Genomic DNA, 19,989 nt, shown 5'->3' with positions numbered 1-19,989 from the left:
GCCCTGAAAAAATTCAGAGCTTTTAGTTTGTATTTCTAAATAGTTTTAATCTCGTCCTCCAAAAACTTGTAAAGCCCAATACAATAGTGAAGCAATAGCGCCTATTGCAGCAACTAAATACGTTCTTGCTGCCCATTTAAGAGCATCTTCAGAACCTTTATATTCATCTGGAGTTACAATATTTTTATTTTTCAACCAAGCTAAAGCTCTGTTACTAGCATCATATTCAACTGGTAATGTAATCACACTAAATAGGGTTGCAAAACTCATCATGACTAAACCTGCAATAGCTACCCATTGTCCCATGGCTCCCATAGCGTTAGATGCCATTAAAGCAATACCACCAAACACGACCCATTGCGACATGCTTGAGGTAATTTGCACCACAGGCACCAATTTAGAGCGCATTGTTAAATAACTATAAGCTGTAGCGTGTTGTACAGCATGGCCTACTTCATGAGCAGATACCGCTGCAGCTGCTGCATTTCTTTGGTTATATACAACTTCGCTTAAGTTTACCGTTTTGTTTTTGGGATTATAGTGATCTGTTAATTGACCTGCGGTAGATATAACCTCAACATCTGTAATACCATGATCTGCTAACATTTTTTCGGCAATTTCTGCACCACTCATGCCATTTCTCAAATGTACTTGAGAATACTTTTTAAATTTTCTTTTTAATTGGCTGCTAACCAACCAACTTACAAGTGATATAGCTCCAATAAGAATGTAGTAGCCCGTATACCCTGTCATCATATCTTTTATGTTTTTAAATTCTTTTTAAATATAGCAAAAATAACGCCAATGTTTAAAACTGAATAAATGTCAGCTACATTTTTAATTAAACGAATAAAAAAAACGTCTAACTCTTGAGATACAAGAATTAGACGTTTTAAATATAAAACATTAAAATTTTAAGCCATTTCCATATCAAAAGCTTCAGCAATTTCTTTGTATACAATCTCTCCTTTTACAATGTTTAATCCTTTAGCCAAAGAAGCGTTATTATCACATGCTTTCTCCCAACCTTCGTTTGCTAATTTAATAACATATGGTAAAGTAACATTTGTTAATCCCATAGTAGATGTGTAAGGTACAGCACCTGGCATATTGGCTACGCTATAATGCACAACCTCATCAATAATATAAGTTGGGTCTTGGTGCGTTGTTGGCTTAGTCGTTTCAAAACAACCACCTTGATCTACAGCAACATCAACCATAACAGTTCCTGGACGCATCTCTTTAAGCATATCTCTAGTAATTAATTTTGGTGCTTTTGCACCTTTAATTAATACACCTCCAATAATTAAATCTGAATCTACAATATGCTTTCTAATATTATATTCGCTAGAAAACTCACTTATAACATTATTAGGCATCACATCACTTACATGACGCAATGCTTTCATATTGATATCTAAAACATGCACAGTAGCACCTAAACCAGATGCCATACGTGCGGCTTGAACACCAACAACACCAGCACCTAAAATTAATACTTTTGCAGGAGGCACACCAGGAATTCCACCTAACAAAATACCACGTCCCATAATTGGTTTTTCAAGATATTTAGCACCTTGTTGAACAGACATTCTACCGGCAACTTCAGACATTGGTATTAATAATGGCAACGAACCATCAGCATCCTCAACCGTTTCATAAGCAATACAAACAGACTTACTTTCTATCATAGCATTCGTTAACACTTCGCTAGATGCAAAATGAAAATATGTAAACACCACTTGGTCTGGCTTTATTAACTTATATTCTGGCTCAATAGGTTCTTTAACTTTTACAATCATTTCTGCAACAGCATAAATTTCCTCGATAGTATCAAGAATAGTTGCTCCAGCTCCAACATAATCTTCGTCTGGAAAACCACTATTAAAACCTGCATCTTTTTGAATATAAACAGAATGATTTCTCTTTGTAAGTTCGAAAACACCAGAAGGCGTCATCCCCACTCTGTTTTCGTTATTTTTAATTTCTATAGGCACTCCAATTTTCATAAATAGTATGTTTTAGGTTGAAAACTAGAGCAAAATTAAAACAAAATTTCGAATATTATTAGCAAAACATAGTTTTTGGTAAATTATTTTTACCCAAAAAGAACATACTCTGAATTTTACATAATTAAACAAGAATTACATTTCAAAGTAAACTGACTATTTTTTTGTGTATTTAATTTTAAAATACATTAATAAAAATGAAGACACCACAGTAATACTATTAGCAAAAATCATAGATGGGCTGTTTTTTAAAAACCCATAGGTTAACCAAGCTAAAATCCCAACAAAAAATAGAAGTAACATAGGTAAAGATAAGCTAGACACATCTTTAGTTTTCCAAGTTTTATACACTTGCGGAAGAAATGCAGCTGTTGTTAAAATAGCTGCTAAAAAACCTATAGATTCTGTATAATTCATTTATAATTTATTTATGGCGTTACTTTTTACTCATACCTACAAGGTTAAAAAAAACCTTGCAGGATCGCAAAAAGTCGGGCTACCTGCCTGCCGGCAGGCAGGTCCGTTACAAGTCCTCGCACCTCCTAACTTCGGGCTGTGGGCTATCCACTTCTATCCCTAACGCGGGTCAGTCAGCAGTCAGCAGTATTCAGTTTAAAGTTAAATCCTACCTTTTTTGTCATTTCGACGGAAGGAGAAATCTCATTATCAAAAACCACCTAAATTATAAGATGTCTCAATCGTGCCTCATGTCGACATGACAATCAAATTCAATTTATGAGATTCCCACCTTCGTGGGAATTAAGTTAGCCAACTATGTTGACAATTTTTCCAGGAACCACAATTACCTTTTTAGGTGTTCTACCTGCTAATTGTTCTTGAGTTTTTTCGTTTGCCATAACAGCAGCTTCAATATCATCTTTACTCATATCCATAGGTAATTCCATAGTAAAACGCATTTTACCATTAAAGGATATTGGATAATTTTTGCTGCTCTCCACTAAATGACTCGCATCAAACTCTGGGAAAGCTGCTGTTGAAATTGACTCACTATGTCCTAACTGATTCCATAATTCTTCAGCAATATGCGGCGCATAAGGCGAAATTAAAACCAATAACGGCTCTAAAATAACTTTACTTGTACATTTCTGACTTGTTAACTCATTACAAGCAATCATAAAAGTAGACACCGATGTGTTGAATGAGAAATTCTCAATATCTTCTTGTACTTTTTTAATCGTTTTATGTAACGTTTTTAGGCTGTCTTTTGTTGGTGCGGCATCAGTAACTTTAAGTCCGTTATCATCAGCATACAACTTCCATAGTTTTTTCAAGAACGAATGTACACCGGTAATACCTGCGGTATTCCAAGGTTTGTATTGCTCTAAGGGGCCTAAAAACATTTCGTATAAACGTAAGCTGTCTGCACCGTAATCTTCAACAATATCATCAGGGTTAACAACATTGTATTTCGATTTAGACATTTTTTCTACGTCTCTTCCAACTTTATATAAATTATTATCGTTTTCAATAACCTCTCCATTCTCACCTATGAATATAGCATCTTTATAATCATCACCGAATTCATCATCGGACTTTAAGCCATTGATATCTAATTCATCCGAAGCATTAACATATTTTACCTTAACATGAAGAGGGTTTACCTGAATATTAAAAAGTTTTACGTCTCTAAATGTTAACTCATTAAGATCTTTTATAATATTCGGATAATCCTTTCCTAAATAAGTTTTTAATATTTCAAACGATTTTCTGACAACTATTCCTTCGATAATATCTTTGAATTGAACTGGATCTTTATAGCTATTACTAATATAAAAATCAGGGATTAAATTATTCGGAATGCTTGTTCTAATATCTAATTTTTCAATTAAAAAGAAAGGGGTGACCCTGTAAACAAAAGCACTAGTCCCCAAAATCATTCCTTGGTTAATCAACTTTTTAGCATACTCATCAACAGGAACAACACCTTTATCAAACAAGAATTTTTGCCAAAAACGAGAATATAATAAATGTCCTGTAGCATGTTCGCTTCCGCCAATGTATAAATCGACATCTTGCCAATAGTCCATAGCTTCTTTCGATGCCATTTCATTTTGGTTTTCAGGATCCATATATCTATTAAAATAGAACGAACTTCCTGCCCAACCTGGCATGGTGTTTAACTCTAAAGGATGAATGGTTTCATTATCTATTAAATCATTTGAAACTACCTCATTAATTTTGGTATCCCAAGCCCAAATGGTAGCATTTCCTAATGGCGGCTCGCCAGTTTCGGTTGGCAAATATTTCTCTACTTCTGGTAACTTAATTGGTAAGTGCGCAGCATCAATCATTTGTGGCATCCCATCAACATAATACACAGGAAATGGCTCTCCCCAGTAACGCTGGCGACTAAATACCGCATCACGCAATCTGTAATTTGTTTTTCCTTCGCCTTGCCCTATTTGCTCCAACTCGTAAATAGCACGTTTGGTTGCTTTTTTATAATTCATACCGTTTAGGAAATCACTATTTCCAACTACGGTTTTATCTTTATCCGAAAATGCGCTTTCTGAAATATCAACACCTTCAAAAATGTTAATAATCGGGATATTAAAATGGTTTGCAAAAGCATAATCGCGCTCATCACCACAAGGCACAGACATGACTGCCCCCGTTCCATAACCTGCTAATACGTAATCGCCAATCCAAACTGGAATAGGTTCTTTTGTAAATGGGTGTTCTGCATAAGCACCGGTAAATGCTCCAGAAATGGTTTTTACATCGGCCATTCTATCGCGCTCACTTCGTTTTGCAGTTGCAATAATATAAGCATCAACATCTGCTTTTTGTTCTGGAGTTGTTATGTGTTGTACTAAGTCGTGTTCTGGTGCAAGTGTCATAAAACTAACACCAAAAATAGTATCTGGTCTTGTTGTAAACACGTCAATTACAGCATCACTTTCCTTCACTTTAAAAGTTACCGACGCTCCAACCGATTTCCCGATCCAGTTACGTTGACTTTCTTTTAAAGAATCTGTCCAATCAATCGTTTCTAAACCTTGAAGTAAGCGTTCTGCATAAGCAGAAATACGCATACTCCATTGTGTCATTTTTTTACGAACTACAGAATGGCCACCACGTTCTGAAACACCGTTAACTATTTCATCATTTGCCAAAACTGTTCCTAGCTCTGGACACCAGTTTACTTCAGTTTCTGCTAAATAAGTTAAACGATATTGTAATAATATTTTTTGTTGCTTTTTTGATGAAAAACCATTCCATTCTTCCGCAGAAAATGGCTCGATATTATCATCGCAAACCGCATTTACTTTTTCGTTTCCTTCCGTAGCAAAGATGGCTTCTAATTCAGAAATATCTTCTGCTTTGTTTTTATCGTTATTAAACCAAGAATTAAACAATTGGATAAAAATCCATTGTGTCCATTTGTAATAACTTGGATCTGAAGTACGCACTTCACGAGACCAATCGAATGAAAAACCAATTTGATCTAACTGACGACGATACGTTGCAATATTATCTTTGGTTGTAATAGCTGGATGCTGCCCTGTTTGTATAGCGTATTGCTCTGCAGGCAACCCAAAACTATCATACCCTTGAGGATGTAATACATTAAACCCTTGGTGACGTTTATAGCGTGCATAAATATCTGAAGCAATGTAACCTAACGGATGCCCAACATGCAACCCTGCACCGCTTGGGTAAGGAAACATATCTAACACATAATATTTTGGTTTTTCGCTTTTGTTTTCAGCTTTAAACGTCTGGTTGTCTGCCCAGTATTTTTGCCATTTGGCTTCAATTTCGTTGAAATTGTACATCATTATCATCCTTTTTAAGAAGTTGCAAATTTACGTTTTAAATAGAAAACAAAAAGGGTTTCGATTTATTTAATCTGTTTCTATACCATTTCGCTAAAACAGATTCATAATTTAAGACTTATAACTAAGCAAATTTGTAATTTCGCGCCTTTAAACAATGGCTTACACTTGATAAAAGATACGACCAAAGCTCACTTAGCGCTTTTAAGTGCTAATATTATTTACGGCGCCAATTATATTATTGCGAAAGGCATTATGCCTAATAAAATAGGGCCCACAGCATTCGTTGTTATTCGTCTTACTTGTTGCTGCCTTTTGTTTTGGAGTATTAAACTGTTATTTGTAAAAGAAAAAATTGATAGAAAAGATATCATTCGTTTTATACTTTGTGGTTTTTTTGGCGGTGCTGCAAACCAAATGTTATTTTTTCATGGAATTAATTTAACATCGCCCATTGATGCTTCTATAATAACTACAGCCACACCAGTTATTGTTTTAATTTTTAGCCTAATAATTTTAAAAGAGCGCATTACAAAAAACAAGCTTATTGGCATTACCATTGCCACTATTGGCGCTGTGTTTTTAATTCTTTACGGGAATAAAGCCACAGGAACCAGCTCGTTTTTAGGCAATTTACTTATATTACTTAATGCCAGCTGCTATGGTTTATATTTAGTTATTGCTAAAACACTCATGAAAAAATATAACCCTATAACCGTGGTAAGTTGGATGTTTTTGTTTGGCTTTATGTTTGTTTTTCCTTTTGGGATTTCAGAATTTGCAAACACAAATTTTGAAGCTTTTACCACAAACACCTATTTAACCATTGGCTACGTAGTTTTGTTTACCACATTTTTTGCTTATCTATTTAATATTTTCGCTCTTAAACATTTGGTGCCATCAGTAACCAGCAGCTATACTTACTTACAACCAGTAGTTAGTTTTATTATGGTTAGTGTACTAGCTTACGTTTTTATGCAAGAAGCTTATGCCGAAGACATTAATTTTTTAAAAATTATTAGCTGTTTTATTGTCGCTTTTGGAGTTTACATTATTAGCAAGCCCGAAAAGAAAATAGCCTAGTGCAACAATGTTGATATGTTTTAGTTAATATAAATGCAGATTGCAGATACTTTATTATTTTTACATTGTTAATCCAACGTATTTATGAGTTCATCATTTGAAAAACACCAAAAACGCAAACTTATTTCTTCATACTTTTCAGTAGTATTAAGTATTGCTTTAGTGTTATTTCTATTGGGTCTATTAGGCATGCTTATTTTAAATGCTAAGAAAGTCTCAGACCATTTTAAAGAACAGGTTGTCGTTACTATTTACCTAAAAGACTCTGCGAAAGACGTTGAAACCAAACAACTTGAAAAAAGTTTGGCTATGGCAGATTATGTAAAAACTACCGAATATGTTTCGAAAGAGCAAGCTGCCGAATTTATGAAAGCTGAAAACGGTGAAGATTTCATGGATTTTGTTGGTTATAATCCACTTCAAAATTCAATCGATGTTCATTTAAAAGCAGATTTTGTAACGTCTGAGCATCTTGAAAAAATTTCCGCGGAAGCGACAAGTAAAAACTTTGTTGAAGAAGTGACTTATGATAACGACTTGGTTAACTTAATGAACGACAATGTTAAAAAAATTAGTTTATGGGTATTAATCATTAGCGGTATTTTTACTTTAATTGCGGTATTATTAATTAATAGCTCAATTAGACTAGCCGTTTATTCTAAACGATTTACCATTAAAACGATGCAGATGGTTGGTGCCACAAAGCAATTTATTCGTCGCCCTTTTGTTTGGAAAAGTGTACGTTTAGGTATGATTGGTGCTTTTTTAGCCTTAATAGGCATGGCAGTTGTTTTATACTATCTTAATATAACTTTTTCTGAATTAGAACTGCTAAGCAATCCTATTTTAGTTGCCGCTTTATTTGTATTTATATTTGCTTTAGGGATTATAATTACTTGGATAAGCACGCATTTTGCAACACAACGTTTCTTGAATTTGAAGACGGACGATTTGTATTATTAGATTCTAAATAAATTAGAAAACCATTAACACATTAATTTCAAATAAATCTTTTACTTTGCACTAAATTATTCTGCGGAATTTAATCATGGGAGAAAAAAAACGTAAAGAGAACTCGAAATCAGTTTTTGTATTTGGAAAGAAAAACTACAAATTCATGTTTATTGGATTAGCCATTATTGCTTTAGGCTTTATTTTAATGTCTGGTGGCGGTAGTGACGATCCAAACGTATTTAACCCAGAGATTTTTAGCTGGAGACGCATTAGGTTAGCTCCAACATTAATTCTTATTGGTTTTGGTATTCAGATTTACGCGATTCTTTTAAACCCTGATAAAAAATAAGTGTTTTAAATCACTTATAAATACACCTCTAGTATTTTTGCATCAGTCCCAACAAGTTTCAATTGGTTATTTACAGCAGGAACTAATAAGGTTTCACCCATTTTAAGGCTGTATATTTTATTATCACATTCCACATCTAGTTTGCCTTCTACACACATGTAAATAACAAAGCTGTCAATTTCAGAATAATCCTTAACAATATCTTCTGAAATACTAATAATGTTCGTTTTAAAATATGGCGAATGCACTAATTTATTTGAAACATTATCTGCTACTTCATATTCGGTTTTATAATCTTCATAAAAATTATAATCAATAGCATCCATAGCCATTTCTGTATGAAGCTCTCTTTTTTCTCCTGTTTTAGCATCTACGCGATCATAATCGTAAATACGATAAGTTATGTTAGATGTTTGTTGAATTTCTGCTAATAAAACGCCTGCTCCAATTGCGTGAACTCTTCCTGTTGGAATATAAAAAGTATCGCCGTTACTTACCTTTTCTATATTTAAGATATTATCTAAAGTCGAATTATTAAGATGCTTTTCATAATCCTCTTTTTTAACTGTTTGGTTGAAGCCCACAATAAGCTCAGCATCCTTTTCAGCTTGCATCACATACCACATTTCATTTTTTCCAAAAGAATTATGACGCTCCTTAGCCAATTCATTACTTGGATGCACCTGGATTGATAAAGGTGTTTTAGCATCAATAAACTTAATTAACAACGGAAAATCATTACCAAAAGATTCATAAACGCTGTTACCCACAAAATCGCCTTTAAATTCACTTATTAAATCTTTTAAGGTTTTTCCTTTTAGAGCCCCATCGCTTACTACGGTTTCGTTATCATCTACATCCGAAATCTCCCAAGACTCGCCAATACTTTCTTGATCGTATTGTTTGTTAAGTATAGTTTTTAATTTTACACCACCCCAAATACGGTAGCTATAAACAGGGTCGAATTTTAAAGGATATAAGCTCATAATATACTGTAATAATTTTGCCATAAAACTATTATTTTAAATCATCACTCACAAATAGATAAGTGTTTTATTTAAAATTTTAAAAAGACATTTAATATGCGCTTTTTTAGAATGAAAATTCTTGTTTCTAATCATCTAACCTGCTTTAAAGCATAATATTTTTATTTGAAAAGCATGATACTTCATCAATTTTAATACTTTTGCGCCATGGAAATTATAGATGCAATCATTTTAGGTATTATTCAGGGTCTTACAGAGTTTTTACCTGTATCATCTAGCGGACATTTAGAATTAGGAAAAGCCATTCTTGGCGATAATTCTGTTCCCGAAGAAAGTTTATTATTTACTGTTGTACTTCATTTTGCTACAGCACTTAGTACTATTGTTGTTTTTAGAAAGGATATTCTTGACCTTATAAAAGGCGCATTAAAATTTAAATGGAATGATGATTTACAGTTCATTTCTAAAATTGCACTCTCTATGATTCCTGCAGTTATTGTGGGTTTATTTTTTGAAGAACAATTAGAATCTCTTTTTGGTGGTAATATTCTGTTGGTTGGCTGCATGTTAATTGTTACAGCTATCCTTTTATTTATGGCAGACAAAGCGAAAGATACCAATAAAACGGTATCCTTTAAAAATGCTTTTGTAATTGGCATATCGCAAGCTATAGCCATGTTACCAGGCATTTCACGTTCTGGAGCTACCATTTCAACTTCTGTATTGTTAGGTAACGACAAAACTAAAGCAGCTCGTTTCTCTTTTTTAATGGTTGTACCTTTAATATTTGGCAAAATTGCGAAAGATGTTTTAAGTGGCGATTTAACTTATGATTCAGGAAACTTCACAGCACTATCTATTGGTTTCATAGCCGCTTTTATTGCAGGATTATTTGCCTGTACTTGGATGATTGCTTTAGTAAAGAAAAGTAAACTAACCTATTTTGCTGTTTACTGTGTTATTGTAGGCTTAATTGCCATTGGATTTGCTTTATTCTACAACTAATATGCTTACTATAGACGATTACCTTTCTGGTCAAATATTATTAATTGACAAACCCCTTAACTGGACCTCTTTTCAAGTGGTTAACAAACTACGCTGGGAAATTCGTCAAGCCTTTAACATAAAAAAAATTAAAGTTGGCCATGCAGGTACATTAGATCCTTTAGCAACTGGTTTATTAGTTATTTGTACTGGAAAAATGACTAAGCAAATTGACACCTTTCAAGGTCAAATAAAAGAATACACAGGTACTATTGTTTTAGGAAGTACAACACCATCTTACGATTTAGAAAGCGAGATAAATGAAACATTCCCAACAGCACACATATCCGAAGCATTAATCCATAAAACCACAAAGCAATTTATTGGAGAGACTCAACAATTCCCACCTATATTTTCAGCTCTAAAAAAAGACGGCAAACGTTTATATGAGTTTGCTAGAGCTGGCGAACATGTTGATATTCCTTCTAGAACAATAAATATCTCAGAATTTGAAATCACTAAAATTGACAAGCTAAATGTTGATTTTAGAGTGGTATGTAGCAAAGGCACTTACATACGGTCTTTAGCTAACGATTTTGGAAAAGCGCTTAACTCTGGCGGGCACTTATCTGCATTAAGACGCACAAAAATTGGAGATTTTGATGTTAAAAAAGCGACTTCCATTGAAGCATTTATAAAAAATCTAAGCTCAGAAAAGAATTAAATTCAAACTCAATTTTCAAGAAATCATTTCAATTTCAATACTTTACAAAGCCTAACTAGTATCTCAATTTTCTAATAATTTAGGTTAATTTAAACTTTTTAACGTATTTTGCCGTATATATTGATACGATTCCCCCATTAAAAAAACCGTATTGAACCTTAGTGATCAACATAAAGCCCTACTTATTACGCTTCTAATTTCTGGAACTGTAATACTCTCTGTTTTTAATTTTAGCATTAAAAAGCAGCGCGAATTTGCATCTGAAAGTTATTATGAATTAGAGCCTGAAAAAGAACTTACCAAAGAGGAAATTAAAATCTTAGAAGCCTTAGAAAAACTAAACAATTCTAAAGCTGAAACTAACGAAGCTTTTAATGAAGCTCAAAAATCCAAGCATTTTGCTCAAGCCTATAAAACGATAGCCCCACCAGAAGATTATGTGCCAAAACACACGAATACTTCAAAAAACCAAGATATAGCAAGAAAAACCTATGACATTCCTGAAGATTCTAAATTAAATTCAGAAGCATTAAATACGTTTAGTAAAGTAAATGATTTACTTAAACAGCAACAGTCTGGAAACAACGCTAAAAGCTCTATCCGTTTTTCATTAAAAAACAGAAAAAAAACCCATATTCCTATTCCCGTATATTTATGTGAAGTGGATGGCAAAATAGTAGTAAATATAACTGTAAACTCTTTGGGTAATGTGATTGATGCATATGTAAACACCTCTTCTACATCAAACAATGAATGCTTAATTGAGCACGCTATCGACTATGCAAAACAGTCACAGTTTAGTGCCGACGCTTCAAAAGAAACTCAAATTGGTTCTATAACATTCTTTTTTATTGGCAAACAGTAGGCTCTACTATACAAAGCAACTTGGTAACATTATCAATTATATTTTGTCCTTTATCTTTATTATACCAATGTTGTAAATCTTCTTTAAATTCTGGCGTTAGTGCACCATGCTTAGCTTTAAACCTATTCACATAGCTAGTTGCTTCGGTTGGTCTTGGTCCATACGTATTTATAACTTCACCTGTATTGTCATCAATCATGATAACTTTAGGAATTGCTCGTCCCCCATTAGTTAAAAACATATCCATAAGCTCAAAATTATCATCGCGAAGCACTATTTTCATATTAATATTAGGATTTAGCTCTGCTACTTTATTAAGCGCAGGGAGAACATGAGCAGCATCTCCACACCAACTCTCTGCTATAACTAACCAAGTTATGTTTTGATTGAATTCCAAAATTCTTTTCTGAGCGTCTTCTGAAATTTTTATGGTTTTATCCCAACGATTCATGCGTTTATCATTAAGCTTAGTGTAATTTGCTGAAGCTTCTGTTTTTTCTAATCCTGTACTAGAATTTTCTGCTACTAGCCGTTTTACTAACGCTCTATACTCTTGATATGAGATACTTAGGCTAATACTTTCTTTTATAATAGGATGCATAATATATATTTTAATAATGATAACTTGGAGTACAAAATTAATACCTCAAGATTTTAATTAAGGTGATATTTGTCATACTTTTACTTTAAACCTTTCATAATAAAGGATATATTAATTTTTTTTAGGCTAAAAAAAATGAAAAAACACAGATGTGGCTGGTGTGTAGGTGATAATTTATATGAAGCTTATCATGATAATGAATGGGGTGTTCCTGTTTACAACGACGATAAATTATTTGAATTTTTAATTTTAGAAACCTTTCAAGCAGGTTTAAGTTGGATAACTGTATTAAGGAAACGTGAAAATTTTAAAAAAGCTTTTGATAATTTTAACTATAAAAAAATAGCCAATTACCAACAAGCTAAAATTGATGCTTTACTGCAAGATGCGGGTATTATTAGAAACAAACTAAAAGTTAATGCAACCGTTAGTAATGCCATAGCTTTTATGAAAATTCAAGAAGAGTTTGGTAGCTTTAGTAAATATTTTTGGAGTTTTGTTGATGATAAACCTATTAAAAACAGCATAAAAAATTACAAAGATGCACCAGGAAACACACCTTTAAGTGATATTATTAGCAAAGATTTAAAAAAACGAGGCTTTAAATTTGTAGGTTCTACTGTTGTATATGCCCATATGCAAGCTACAGGTATGGTAAATGACCATGAGGTTGGTTGTTTTAGATATAATGAAGTTTAAAGCCCTTAATATTAAATATTCAAACTAAGAATTACACCTCCGTTTTATAAGGCACTAATTCTAAAATTTTCTGAATTGCTTCAAGTCTTGCCGCACTTTTTCTATTAGCTTTAATAATTATCCAAGGAGAAATTTCGGTATCTGTTTTAGCAAACATTCGCTTCTTGTATTCTGTATAAGAATCCCAAAGCCTAATAGCTTGTTGATCAACTTTACTAAATTTCCATTTCTTTAAAGGGCTTGTTTTAATATCTTCAAAACGTTTTATTTGTTCGCTTTTTGAAATTGAAAAATAGAATTTTATAACGCGTATTCCGGATTCGATTATCATACGTTCAAAATCGTTTACCTGATTCATGAAAATATTATATTCTTCATCAGTACAAAATCCATTTACTGGCTCTACAACTGCACGATTATACCAACTTCTATCAAAAAAAACTATTTTACCTTCTCTTGGCAAATTGTTAATATAACGTTGAAAGTACCATTCTCCTTGTTCTTCATCCGTAGGTTTTGGTAAAGCTACTACTTTAAACTCCCGTGGATTTAAATGCTCTGTAACACGACGGATGGCGCCACCTTTTCCAGCGGCATCTCGGCCTTCAAAAATAATCACAACTTTTTCATTATTTGCTTCTACCCATTGCTGTAATTTAATAAGCTCACCTTGTAATTTTTTTAATTTATTTTCATAGTTCATTATTCTAACAGCTTTTTCGGAAGTCATCCCATCTTGTAATAGAAAATACTTTAAGCCTTTTTTAGAATTTAGCTGTTTTAAACTTTTATCTGATAAATTTCGCATGTCTTAATCAATTTGTTTTATCATTCTATGATAGCGTTGTACAACATTTGGATCTGGTAGAATAGTGGTTCCAGAGTTCCCCTTTCCTTCATAATCAAATCTAGAAAGTACATATCTCATACTTTCTAGCCTCGCTTCTTTTTTTATATTGGTTTTAATAATAATCCATGGGCTAAATGAAGTATGTGTTTTACTGTACATTTGCTCTTTGTAGTAAGTGTATTTGTCCCATAGAATTTGACCTTGCTTATCAACCTCACTAAATTTCCATTCCTTTAAAGGGTTTTTCATTCTGGCATTGAAACGTCTTTCCTGCTCCTCTTTAGAAATTGAAAACCAGAACTTAATTATTATAACACCATCTTCATAAAGCATATGCTCAAATTCTGTAACCTGAACCATAAATTTATTATACGCTTCTTCATTACAAAAGCCCATAACAGGCTCAACAACCGCTCGATTATACCAACTTCTATCAAAAAAAACAAGTTCTCCAGGGTCTGGTAATTCTTTAATATATCTTCTAAAATACCATTGACCTTTCTCAACATCTGTGGGCTTTGTAAGTGCAACTACTCGCATGGACCGAGGATTTAAATGCTCTGTAAACCTACGTATTGCACCACCTTTTCCAGCAGCATCGCGCCCTTCGAATAAGACGCAAACACGCTTATTATATTTTGCAACCCATTGCTGTAAATCGACCAATTCCGCCTGAAGCTTAAGCAGTTCCTTTTCGTAATTAACAGAATACAAAATGCCATTATAGATGTCTTCTGGTAGTTTTTCTTTAAGTATTTTTAAAAACTCTTCTTTATTACTTCCTTTTTGGAAATCGTCCCGTGTTAGCATATATTCAGGTATAATTTACTAATATCAACATTTTTTTATAAATTAAATATGACTTCCCTCAATTTATTATTCCTATGAACCTTTAAATAGAAACCTCTTATTCAACCAAACTTATTAAATGATTGAAAATATACCGTAAAGTGAGTCAACAAGTAAATATTTAAAAAGCGAAGTTTTAAATCTGAAACCCTAATAATTATATATGCAGATATGCTTCAGGGATTAATTCACTTACCCGAGACTTGTAAAGCCTCCTAACAAAGTAAAACGCCTTTGTTTTAATTAAAATTACAAATCAGTCAACTAGTTAAACAACTACATTACATTTTTTCCTTGCCAAAGGTTTTTTTCAGTAAGTTGCTTATCAATTTTAGCGACGATTTCAAAATTCTTTAATCCATTCCAGTTTGGTGCAATTAATAAATGCTTTGGTGATTCGCTAATAAAACGTTCTATAATAATATCTGGCCGTAACAAAGCAATAAAATCGGTTATTAGATCGATATATTCTTCTGCAGAATATAAGCTAAACTGCTCTGGATTTTTCTTAAACTGGTGCGCCATCATGGTATGTTTAACAACCTGTAATTGGTGCAATTTTAAGCTGTTTATTGGCAATTTAGACAACTCGGTGGCGTGGTTTAAAATATCTTCTTTAGTTTCTCCTGGCAGACCAATAATCATGTGTGCTCCCAAATGCAAACCTTTGTTTTTAGCTAAATTATAAGCATCAATTGTTTCTTGATAGCTGTGACAACGATTTACTTGATTCAAGGTTCTATCTAGTGTAGTTTCAACTCCGAACTCCAACGAAATGAAATATTCTTTAGACAAATCTGATAAAAAATCAATTAAATCTGCATTAATACAATCTGGTCGTGTACCAATTACCAATCCAACTACTTTTGGATGATTAACAGCCTCATTATACAATTGCTTCACCAAATTAATATCTGCATATGTATTTGTATAGGCTTGAAAATAGGCTAAATAACGTTGTGTTTTATATTTCTTGGCAAAGAATGCAATGCCCTCGTCCAATTGTTGTGTGATACTCTTTTCTGGCTTACAATAGTTAGGATTAAAGGTGTTATTATTGCAATAAGTACAACCTCCTACACCTTTGGTTCCATCTCTATTAGGACAGGTAAACCCAGTATCTAAAGAAATTTTTTGAACGCGCTCGGAAAACTTCTTTTTAATAAAAGACGAGTAATCGTTGTATCGTTTGTTGATGTTGTTGAATTGCATTTGGTACGCAAAATTAGTGATTATCCTTTAATATTTAATATCATAAAACATATTCCTACTTTAAAATTAATTACAAAAAAGACTGCCTTTTCAGACAGCCTCTTTATTAAAAAAAACTAAAAAACTCTTTATTTTTTAACCAATACTGGTTGTGGAATTTCAATGTGGTCACTATACATTTGCCATACTTTAAATCCTCCAGCGATATTTACAACATTGGTTATACCATTATTTCTTAAAATTAATTCAGCCAAATAACCCCTTAACCCTTTTTGGCAGAAAACAATCACTTTCTTATCTAGGCTTTTAATATAATTTACATGTTGTCTTAACCCATCCAACGGATAATTGACTGCTCCTGGAATAGTTCCTTTTTCGTATTCCTCAACTGTTCTAGAATCCAATATCAAATAGTCTTCATTTGAATTATGGTTGATTAAAGTTTCTAATGCTTCTACAGATAATTGTTCACTTCTATTATTTAATATGTTTTCTGCTACAAAACTTGTTACCACCACAGGGTCTTTTGCCGGTGAAAACGGAGGTGCATAAGCTAAATCTAATTGCGCCAAATCAGTAATTTTTAATTTTGCATAAATGGCTGTGCTCAAAACATCAACACGTTTATCTACACCAACTTCTCCAAAAAGTTCTGCTCCTAAAATTTCTTCTGTTTCAGGATTATAATAAATCTCTGTTATTAAATCTTTTTGTCCAGGATAATACCCTGGAGTAGCTCCTGCAACGGTTAAAACCGTTTTAAACGGAATGCCTTTTTGGATTAATGCCGTAGCATTCATTCCTGTTCTTGCTAAAGTATAGTCAAACACCTTTACTATGGCTGTTTTATAAGCACCTTTAAATTCGATAGCTCTTCCTACAGCATTAGCTCCTGCTGCACGGCCGGCTTTATTGGAATGTGTTCCTAAAGGAAAGTAATCATAAGCGTTAGTTTGTAGATTTTTAATGGACACATTGTCTCCTGCTGCATACACATCTTTAATAGAAGTTTCCATTAACTCATTTACCTTTAATGCTCCATTTTCTATTGCCTCTGCCCCTTCGGCCAATAACAAATCGGTATTTGGCTTAATTCCAACACTTAATACTACAAAATCGGTTGGAATACGTTTTCCTGCTTGAGTTACAACTGCTTTGATTTTTCCGTTTTTGTCGATATCAAATTTAGAAACAAAACTCAATGTTAGTACCTCAATACCTTTAGAAGCGAGCACATTTCTCGCAAAATTTCCGAATTTTTGTTGCCACATATTTAACACATGCGAACCTCCTTCAATTAAAGTAACTTCTTTTCCAGCATCTTTTAGGTTTTCGGCAACCTCAACACCAATTAAACCTGCTCCAATAACCGTTATATGTTTTGATTCGCTTGTTAAACCTTCTTTGGTTATTTTATCAAAATCAATCATAGAACGACACGTAGACCAGTTATTGGCTAATTTTATATTCCCTATTGGTGGCACAACAGAACTTGCTCCGGTTGCAAAAATTAGTTTATCGTATGAATATTCATTATTATTAGAATACACCATTTTATTCTGGGTATCTATTTTTACGATTTCCTCATTTAAATGCACATCAATATTAAACCGATTTTGGAGTAGCTCTGGTTTTACAACCATTAAATTGTCTCTACTCTCAATAACTCCTGAAAATGCATAAGGCATTCCGCAGGTTGCATAACTAATATTTGCACCTTTTTCGAACAATATTATTTCTGCTTGTTCGTCTTCACGTCTTGCTTTTGCAGCTGCAGATGGGCCTGCAGATAAACCGCCTATAACTATAATTCTTCTCATTTCTTTCTTAAATTATAAGGCGAATTTCAGTCAATTATTTTACTTAGTGTGTAATATTTGTTACTATAACGTTTTCTTTATTTTGATTCTAATACATGTTTAGATACTCCAAAAATTTATTTCTAGAAATTTCTTCAGCACCTAAACTTTCCAAATGATTGGTGTGCACTTGACAATCTATAAGTTTATAATTAGTATTCTGAATAAATGAAATAAATCCTACTTTGCTGGCATTACTTTCTTTAGAAAACATACTTTCTCCAGAAAAAATACCATTACCTAAATCAACGCCATAAAGCCCTCCTACTAAATCATCACCATTCCATACTTCAATAGATTTAGCATACCCTAATTCGTTAAATTTCACATAAGCCTCAATCATGGTATCTGTAATCCAAGTACCCGCTTGTCCGTTTCGTTTCACTAAAGCACACTCGATTATAACGGCTCTAAAATCTTTATTTACGGTAACCTTATAATCTTTATTTCGCATAACTTGCCGCATGCTTTTCGAAATCTTTAGTTTTTCTGGGTACAACACAAAGCGCGGATTAGGGGACCACCATAAAATAGGTTCTTCGGAATCAAACCAAGGAAAAATACCTGATTTATATGCTAGCAGTAATCTTTCAGTCGATAAATCACCACCAATAGCTAATATGCCTTCTGGAGAAGCGCTATTAACGTTGGGAAACCAAATATCTTCGTTTAAGTAATACATTCAATAAATATAAAAACCTCAACGTTTCAGTTAACATTGAGGTTGGTTTATTAAGTTTTACGGGAATTACAAAAATTAATTTTAATGAACCCTTCCGTATTTTGATTCTAAAGAATCAAAATACACCTTCCCTTTTTTAAGGGAAGGAGTTATTTATAATTAAAAAGGTAAATCGTCGTGATCTTCTTCTTTTAAATCGCCGGCTGGCTCAAAAGCATCTGCTGGTGGAACTGGCGGCATGTTTTCTCCTCCTACTTCAGCTTGTAATGCTTCAATTCTCCAACCTTGAATAGAGTTGAAATATTTTGTTTCGCCTTGTGGGTTTACCCATTCTCTACCACGTAAGTTGATGTTTATCTTTACTGACTGTCCAACTTTGTAGCTATTTAACAAATCTGTTTTATCTTGAACAAATTCCACCATAATGTGTTGTGGGTATTGCTCTTCAGTTGTTACTACAATTTCTCTTTTTCTAAACCCATTACTTCCAAAAGTTTGAGTTTCTCCTACCATTTTTATTTTTCCTTGAACTTCCATGTATTCGTAATTAATTATTTACTATTGTTATTATTCTTTTAAAACTTTAATTATCTATTTAAGATAGTAATATTTTCCATGCGCTTTCAATATCTCCAAAACTAATATAGTTACGCGCTAGTTTGTGCTTTTCTCTATGTGTTGCCGTTTTTATATTTGGATATCGTTCTCCTACCTCTTCAACAAATGCTTTAACGCTATCTTCACTTGGCAAGGCTTCAATGTTTGCCAACATACCTAAATCGTTGCCTGTTAAAATCATACTATTTTTAACATAATCTGGAAAAGCATCAACACCAATTCCTAATGTCCCGATTGGTTTTCCTATTTCAAAAAAACCTGTTTTAGCACGACTATAATAACTTCCTCCTGCTCTAGCTACTAAATCTAACTTCTTTTGATCGATAGCATCATCGTCATCAAGAACAGCTTTATCAATATGAAATTTTACCACTTCGCATATAATCAAATTTCCTGCACCACCTTCTGTACCTAATTCAACAATATCATTCACCTTACATTCAAACTGCACAGGAGCTTCAGCTACCCTAAATGGCTTTACAAAATCCGACTTCAACATGGTTAAACCCGTTTTTTCAAACTCATTTACACCTTCAGGATATTCTGCACTACTTAGTGACATTTGATGCACTATATCATAATTTACAACATTTATCACCACTTCTTTAGTAGACTTGGCATTTACTAAAGTATGCTTTAAGGTGTTATCTTTCAGCTTTCTTGATGGCGAAAAAACTAATATTGGTGGATTAGCACTAAACACATTAAAAAAACTAAAAGGTGATAAATTAGAATTTCCCTCAGTATCAATTGTACTTGCAAAAGCTATTGGTCTTGGCGCTACAGCACTCAACAAATAACCGTGTAATTTACTGGTTGACAAGCTTTTTGGGTCTATTGACAGCATTTACCTTTTTAATTTCAA

At 33.2% G+C, this 19,989-nt stretch carries 20 protein-coding genes; 7 read left to right on the top strand and 13 right to left on the bottom strand.

Features of this window, described 5'->3' with window-relative positions; translation table 11 throughout:
* Positions 1–45: 45 nt before the first annotated feature.
* From SJY43_RS05810 to SJY43_RS05795, 4 genes are all read right to left on the bottom strand, one after another.
* Entirely contained in the window at positions 46–756 is a 711-nt protein-coding gene (locus SJY43_RS05810) for a zinc metallopeptidase (protein WP_396602902.1), read from the bottom strand.
* 158 nt (positions 757–914) lie between these two features.
* The gene (gene ald / locus SJY43_RS05805) at positions 915–2,009 is read right to left on the bottom strand and encodes an alanine dehydrogenase (protein ID WP_396602901.1); all 1,095 of its coding nucleotides are present in this window, start codon (positions 2,007–2,009) and stop codon (positions 915–917) included.
* A gap of 156 nt (positions 2,010–2,165) precedes the next feature.
* The gene (locus tag SJY43_RS05800) at positions 2,166–2,426 is read right to left on the bottom strand and encodes a SemiSWEET family sugar transporter (RefSeq protein ID WP_396602900.1); all 261 of its coding nucleotides are present in this window, start codon (positions 2,424–2,426) and stop codon (positions 2,166–2,168) included.
* Between the two features lie 347 nt (positions 2,427–2,773).
* Positions 2,774–5,812, bottom strand: a complete 3,039-nt coding sequence (locus SJY43_RS05795) for a leucine--tRNA ligase (RefSeq protein WP_396602899.1) — start codon at positions 5,810–5,812, stop codon at positions 2,774–2,776.
* Positions 5,813–5,977: 165 nt separating this feature from the next.
* Between SJY43_RS05795 and SJY43_RS05790 the strand changes: the two genes are divergently transcribed.
* The 3 genes from SJY43_RS05790 to SJY43_RS05780 all read left to right on the top strand — a co-directional run bounded on the left by SJY43_RS05790 (position 5,978) and on the right by SJY43_RS05780 (position 8,195).
* Positions 5,978–6,892 carry a DMT family transporter gene (locus tag SJY43_RS05790; protein ID WP_396602898.1) on the top strand — a complete coding sequence of 305 codons (915 nt, stop codon included), beginning with the start codon at positions 5,978–5,980 and terminating at the stop codon, positions 6,890–6,892.
* Positions 6,893–6,976: 84 nt separating this feature from the next.
* Positions 6,977–7,855: a cell division protein FtsX gene (locus SJY43_RS05785; protein WP_396602897.1), complete on the top strand. Its 879-nt coding sequence runs from the start codon at positions 6,977–6,979 to the stop codon at positions 7,853–7,855.
* 85 nt (positions 7,856–7,940) lie between these two features.
* Complete coding sequence (locus SJY43_RS05780) at positions 7,941–8,195, top strand: DUF3098 domain-containing protein (RefSeq protein WP_396602896.1); 255 nt, start codon at positions 7,941–7,943, stop codon at positions 8,193–8,195.
* 14 nt (positions 8,196–8,209) lie between these two features.
* On the opposite strand, the gene SJY43_RS05775 is transcribed toward SJY43_RS05780, so the two are convergent.
* Positions 8,210–9,181 (bottom strand): type I phosphomannose isomerase catalytic subunit, encoded by a 972-nt coding sequence (locus SJY43_RS05775; RefSeq protein WP_396603394.1) that lies wholly within the window; start codon positions 9,179–9,181, stop codon positions 8,210–8,212.
* Positions 9,182–9,388: 207 nt separating this feature from the next.
* Between SJY43_RS05775 and SJY43_RS05770 the strand changes: the two genes are divergently transcribed.
* From SJY43_RS05770 to SJY43_RS05760, 3 genes are all read left to right on the top strand, one after another.
* Positions 9,389–10,186: an undecaprenyl-diphosphate phosphatase gene (locus tag SJY43_RS05770; protein ID WP_396602895.1), complete on the top strand. Its 798-nt coding sequence runs from the start codon at positions 9,389–9,391 to the stop codon at positions 10,184–10,186.
* A gap of 1 nt (position 10,187) precedes the next feature.
* Positions 10,188–10,889, top strand: coding sequence for a tRNA pseudouridine(55) synthase TruB (truB, locus tag SJY43_RS05765; protein WP_396602894.1), 702 nt, complete (start codon positions 10,188–10,190; stop codon positions 10,887–10,889).
* Positions 10,890–11,040: 151 nt separating this feature from the next.
* Positions 11,041–11,754 (top strand): hypothetical protein, encoded by a 714-nt coding sequence (locus tag SJY43_RS05760; protein ID WP_396602893.1) that lies wholly within the window; start codon positions 11,041–11,043, stop codon positions 11,752–11,754.
* On the opposite strand, the gene SJY43_RS05755 is transcribed toward SJY43_RS05760, so the two are convergent.
* Entirely contained in the window at positions 11,738–12,355 is a 618-nt protein-coding gene (locus SJY43_RS05755) for a thioredoxin family protein (RefSeq protein WP_396602892.1), read from the bottom strand. The two genes, SJY43_RS05760 and SJY43_RS05755, sit on opposite strands and share 17 nt — an antisense overlap.
* Positions 12,356–12,490: 135 nt before the next feature.
* Between SJY43_RS05755 and SJY43_RS05750 the strand changes: the two genes are divergently transcribed.
* Complete coding sequence (locus SJY43_RS05750) at positions 12,491–13,054, top strand: DNA-3-methyladenine glycosylase I (RefSeq protein ID WP_396602891.1); 564 nt, start codon at positions 12,491–12,493, stop codon at positions 13,052–13,054.
* 31 nt (positions 13,055–13,085) lie between these two features.
* Here the strand turns inward: SJY43_RS05750 and ppk2 (SJY43_RS05745) are convergent, their stop codons facing one another.
* From ppk2 (SJY43_RS05745) to SJY43_RS05715, 7 genes are all read right to left on the bottom strand, one after another.
* The gene (gene ppk2, locus SJY43_RS05745) at positions 13,086–13,862 is read right to left on the bottom strand and encodes a polyphosphate kinase 2 (RefSeq protein WP_396602890.1); all 777 of its coding nucleotides are present in this window, start codon (positions 13,860–13,862) and stop codon (positions 13,086–13,088) included.
* 3 nt (positions 13,863–13,865) lie between these two features.
* Positions 13,866–14,714, bottom strand: coding sequence for a polyphosphate kinase 2 (ppk2, locus tag SJY43_RS05740; protein WP_396602889.1), 849 nt, complete (start codon positions 14,712–14,714; stop codon positions 13,866–13,868).
* A gap of 315 nt (positions 14,715–15,029) precedes the next feature.
* Entirely contained in the window at positions 15,030–15,965 is a 936-nt protein-coding gene (locus SJY43_RS05735; protein ID WP_396602888.1) for a TIGR01212 family radical SAM protein, read from the bottom strand.
* Positions 15,966–16,093: 128 nt separating this feature from the next.
* Positions 16,094–17,785: an FAD-dependent oxidoreductase gene (locus SJY43_RS05730; RefSeq protein ID WP_396602887.1), complete on the bottom strand. Its 1,692-nt coding sequence runs from the start codon at positions 17,783–17,785 to the stop codon at positions 16,094–16,096.
* Between the two features lie 88 nt (positions 17,786–17,873).
* On the bottom strand, positions 17,874–18,506 hold the full coding sequence (gene aat, locus SJY43_RS05725) for a leucyl/phenylalanyl-tRNA--protein transferase (RefSeq protein WP_396602886.1): 633 nt from the start codon (positions 18,504–18,506) through the stop codon (positions 17,874–17,876).
* 159 nt (positions 18,507–18,665) lie between these two features.
* Positions 18,666–19,043, bottom strand: coding sequence for a DUF3127 domain-containing protein (locus SJY43_RS05720; protein ID WP_396602885.1), 378 nt, complete (start codon positions 19,041–19,043; stop codon positions 18,666–18,668).
* Between the two features lie 58 nt (positions 19,044–19,101).
* Positions 19,102–19,971 (bottom strand): flavin reductase family protein, encoded by an 870-nt coding sequence (locus SJY43_RS05715; RefSeq protein ID WP_396602884.1) that lies wholly within the window; start codon positions 19,969–19,971, stop codon positions 19,102–19,104.
* Positions 19,972–19,989 lie beyond the last annotated feature (18 nt).

Source organism: Algibacter sp. R77976, assembly GCF_044594645.1.
Lineage (GTDB): Bacteria > Bacteroidota > Bacteroidia > Flavobacteriales > Flavobacteriaceae > Algibacter_B.
The sequence above is the reverse complement of the archived record's forward strand: the minus strand, read 5'-3'. Positions and strand labels throughout refer to the sequence as shown.

What these genes read in the sequence shown, in the direction of transcription:
- SJY43_RS05810 (WP_396602902.1), bottom strand. Translation starts at nt 756, where the DNA reads ATGATGACAGGGTATACGGGCTACTACATTCTTATTGGAGCTATATCA.
- ald (WP_396602901.1), bottom strand. Translation starts at nt 2,009, where the DNA reads ATGAAAATTGGAGTGCCTATAGAAATTAAAAATAACGAAAACAGAGTG.
- SJY43_RS05800 (WP_396602900.1), bottom strand. Translation starts at nt 2,426, where the DNA reads ATGAATTATACAGAATCTATAGGTTTTTTAGCAGCTATTTTAACAACA.
- SJY43_RS05795 (WP_396602899.1), bottom strand. Translation starts at nt 5,812, where the DNA reads ATGATGTACAATTTCAACGAAATTGAAGCCAAATGGCAAAAATACTGG.
- SJY43_RS05785 (WP_396602897.1), top strand. Translation starts at nt 6,977, where the DNA reads ATGAGTTCATCATTTGAAAAACACCAAAAACGCAAACTTATTTCTTCA.
- SJY43_RS05780 (WP_396602896.1), top strand. Translation starts at nt 7,941, where the DNA reads ATGGGAGAAAAAAAACGTAAAGAGAACTCGAAATCAGTTTTTGTATTT.
- SJY43_RS05775 (WP_396603394.1), bottom strand. Translation starts at nt 9,181, where the DNA reads ATGAGCTTATATCCTTTAAAATTCGACCCTGTTTATAGCTACCGTATT.
- SJY43_RS05770 (WP_396602895.1), top strand. Translation starts at nt 9,389, where the DNA reads ATGGAAATTATAGATGCAATCATTTTAGGTATTATTCAGGGTCTTACA.
- truB (WP_396602894.1), top strand. Translation starts at nt 10,188, where the DNA reads ATGCTTACTATAGACGATTACCTTTCTGGTCAAATATTATTAATTGAC.
- SJY43_RS05755 (WP_396602892.1), bottom strand. Translation starts at nt 12,355, where the DNA reads ATGCATCCTATTATAAAAGAAAGTATTAGCCTAAGTATCTCATATCAA.
- SJY43_RS05750 (WP_396602891.1), top strand. Translation starts at nt 12,491, where the DNA reads ATGAAAAAACACAGATGTGGCTGGTGTGTAGGTGATAATTTATATGAA.
- ppk2 (WP_396602890.1), bottom strand. Translation starts at nt 13,862, where the DNA reads ATGCGAAATTTATCAGATAAAAGTTTAAAACAGCTAAATTCTAAAAAA.
- ppk2 (WP_396602889.1), bottom strand. Translation starts at nt 14,714, where the DNA reads ATGCTAACACGGGACGATTTCCAAAAAGGAAGTAATAAAGAAGAGTTT.
- SJY43_RS05735 (WP_396602888.1), bottom strand. Translation starts at nt 15,965, where the DNA reads ATGCAATTCAACAACATCAACAAACGATACAACGATTACTCGTCTTTT.
- SJY43_RS05730 (WP_396602887.1), bottom strand. Translation starts at nt 17,785, where the DNA reads ATGAGAAGAATTATAGTTATAGGCGGTTTATCTGCAGGCCCATCTGCA.
- aat (WP_396602886.1), bottom strand. Translation starts at nt 18,506, where the DNA reads ATGTATTACTTAAACGAAGATATTTGGTTTCCCAACGTTAATAGCGCT.
- SJY43_RS05720 (WP_396602885.1), bottom strand. Translation starts at nt 19,043, where the DNA reads ATGGAAGTTCAAGGAAAAATAAAAATGGTAGGAGAAACTCAAACTTTT.
- SJY43_RS05715 (WP_396602884.1), bottom strand. Translation starts at nt 19,971, where the DNA reads ATGCTGTCAATAGACCCAAAAAGCTTGTCAACCAGTAAATTACACGGT.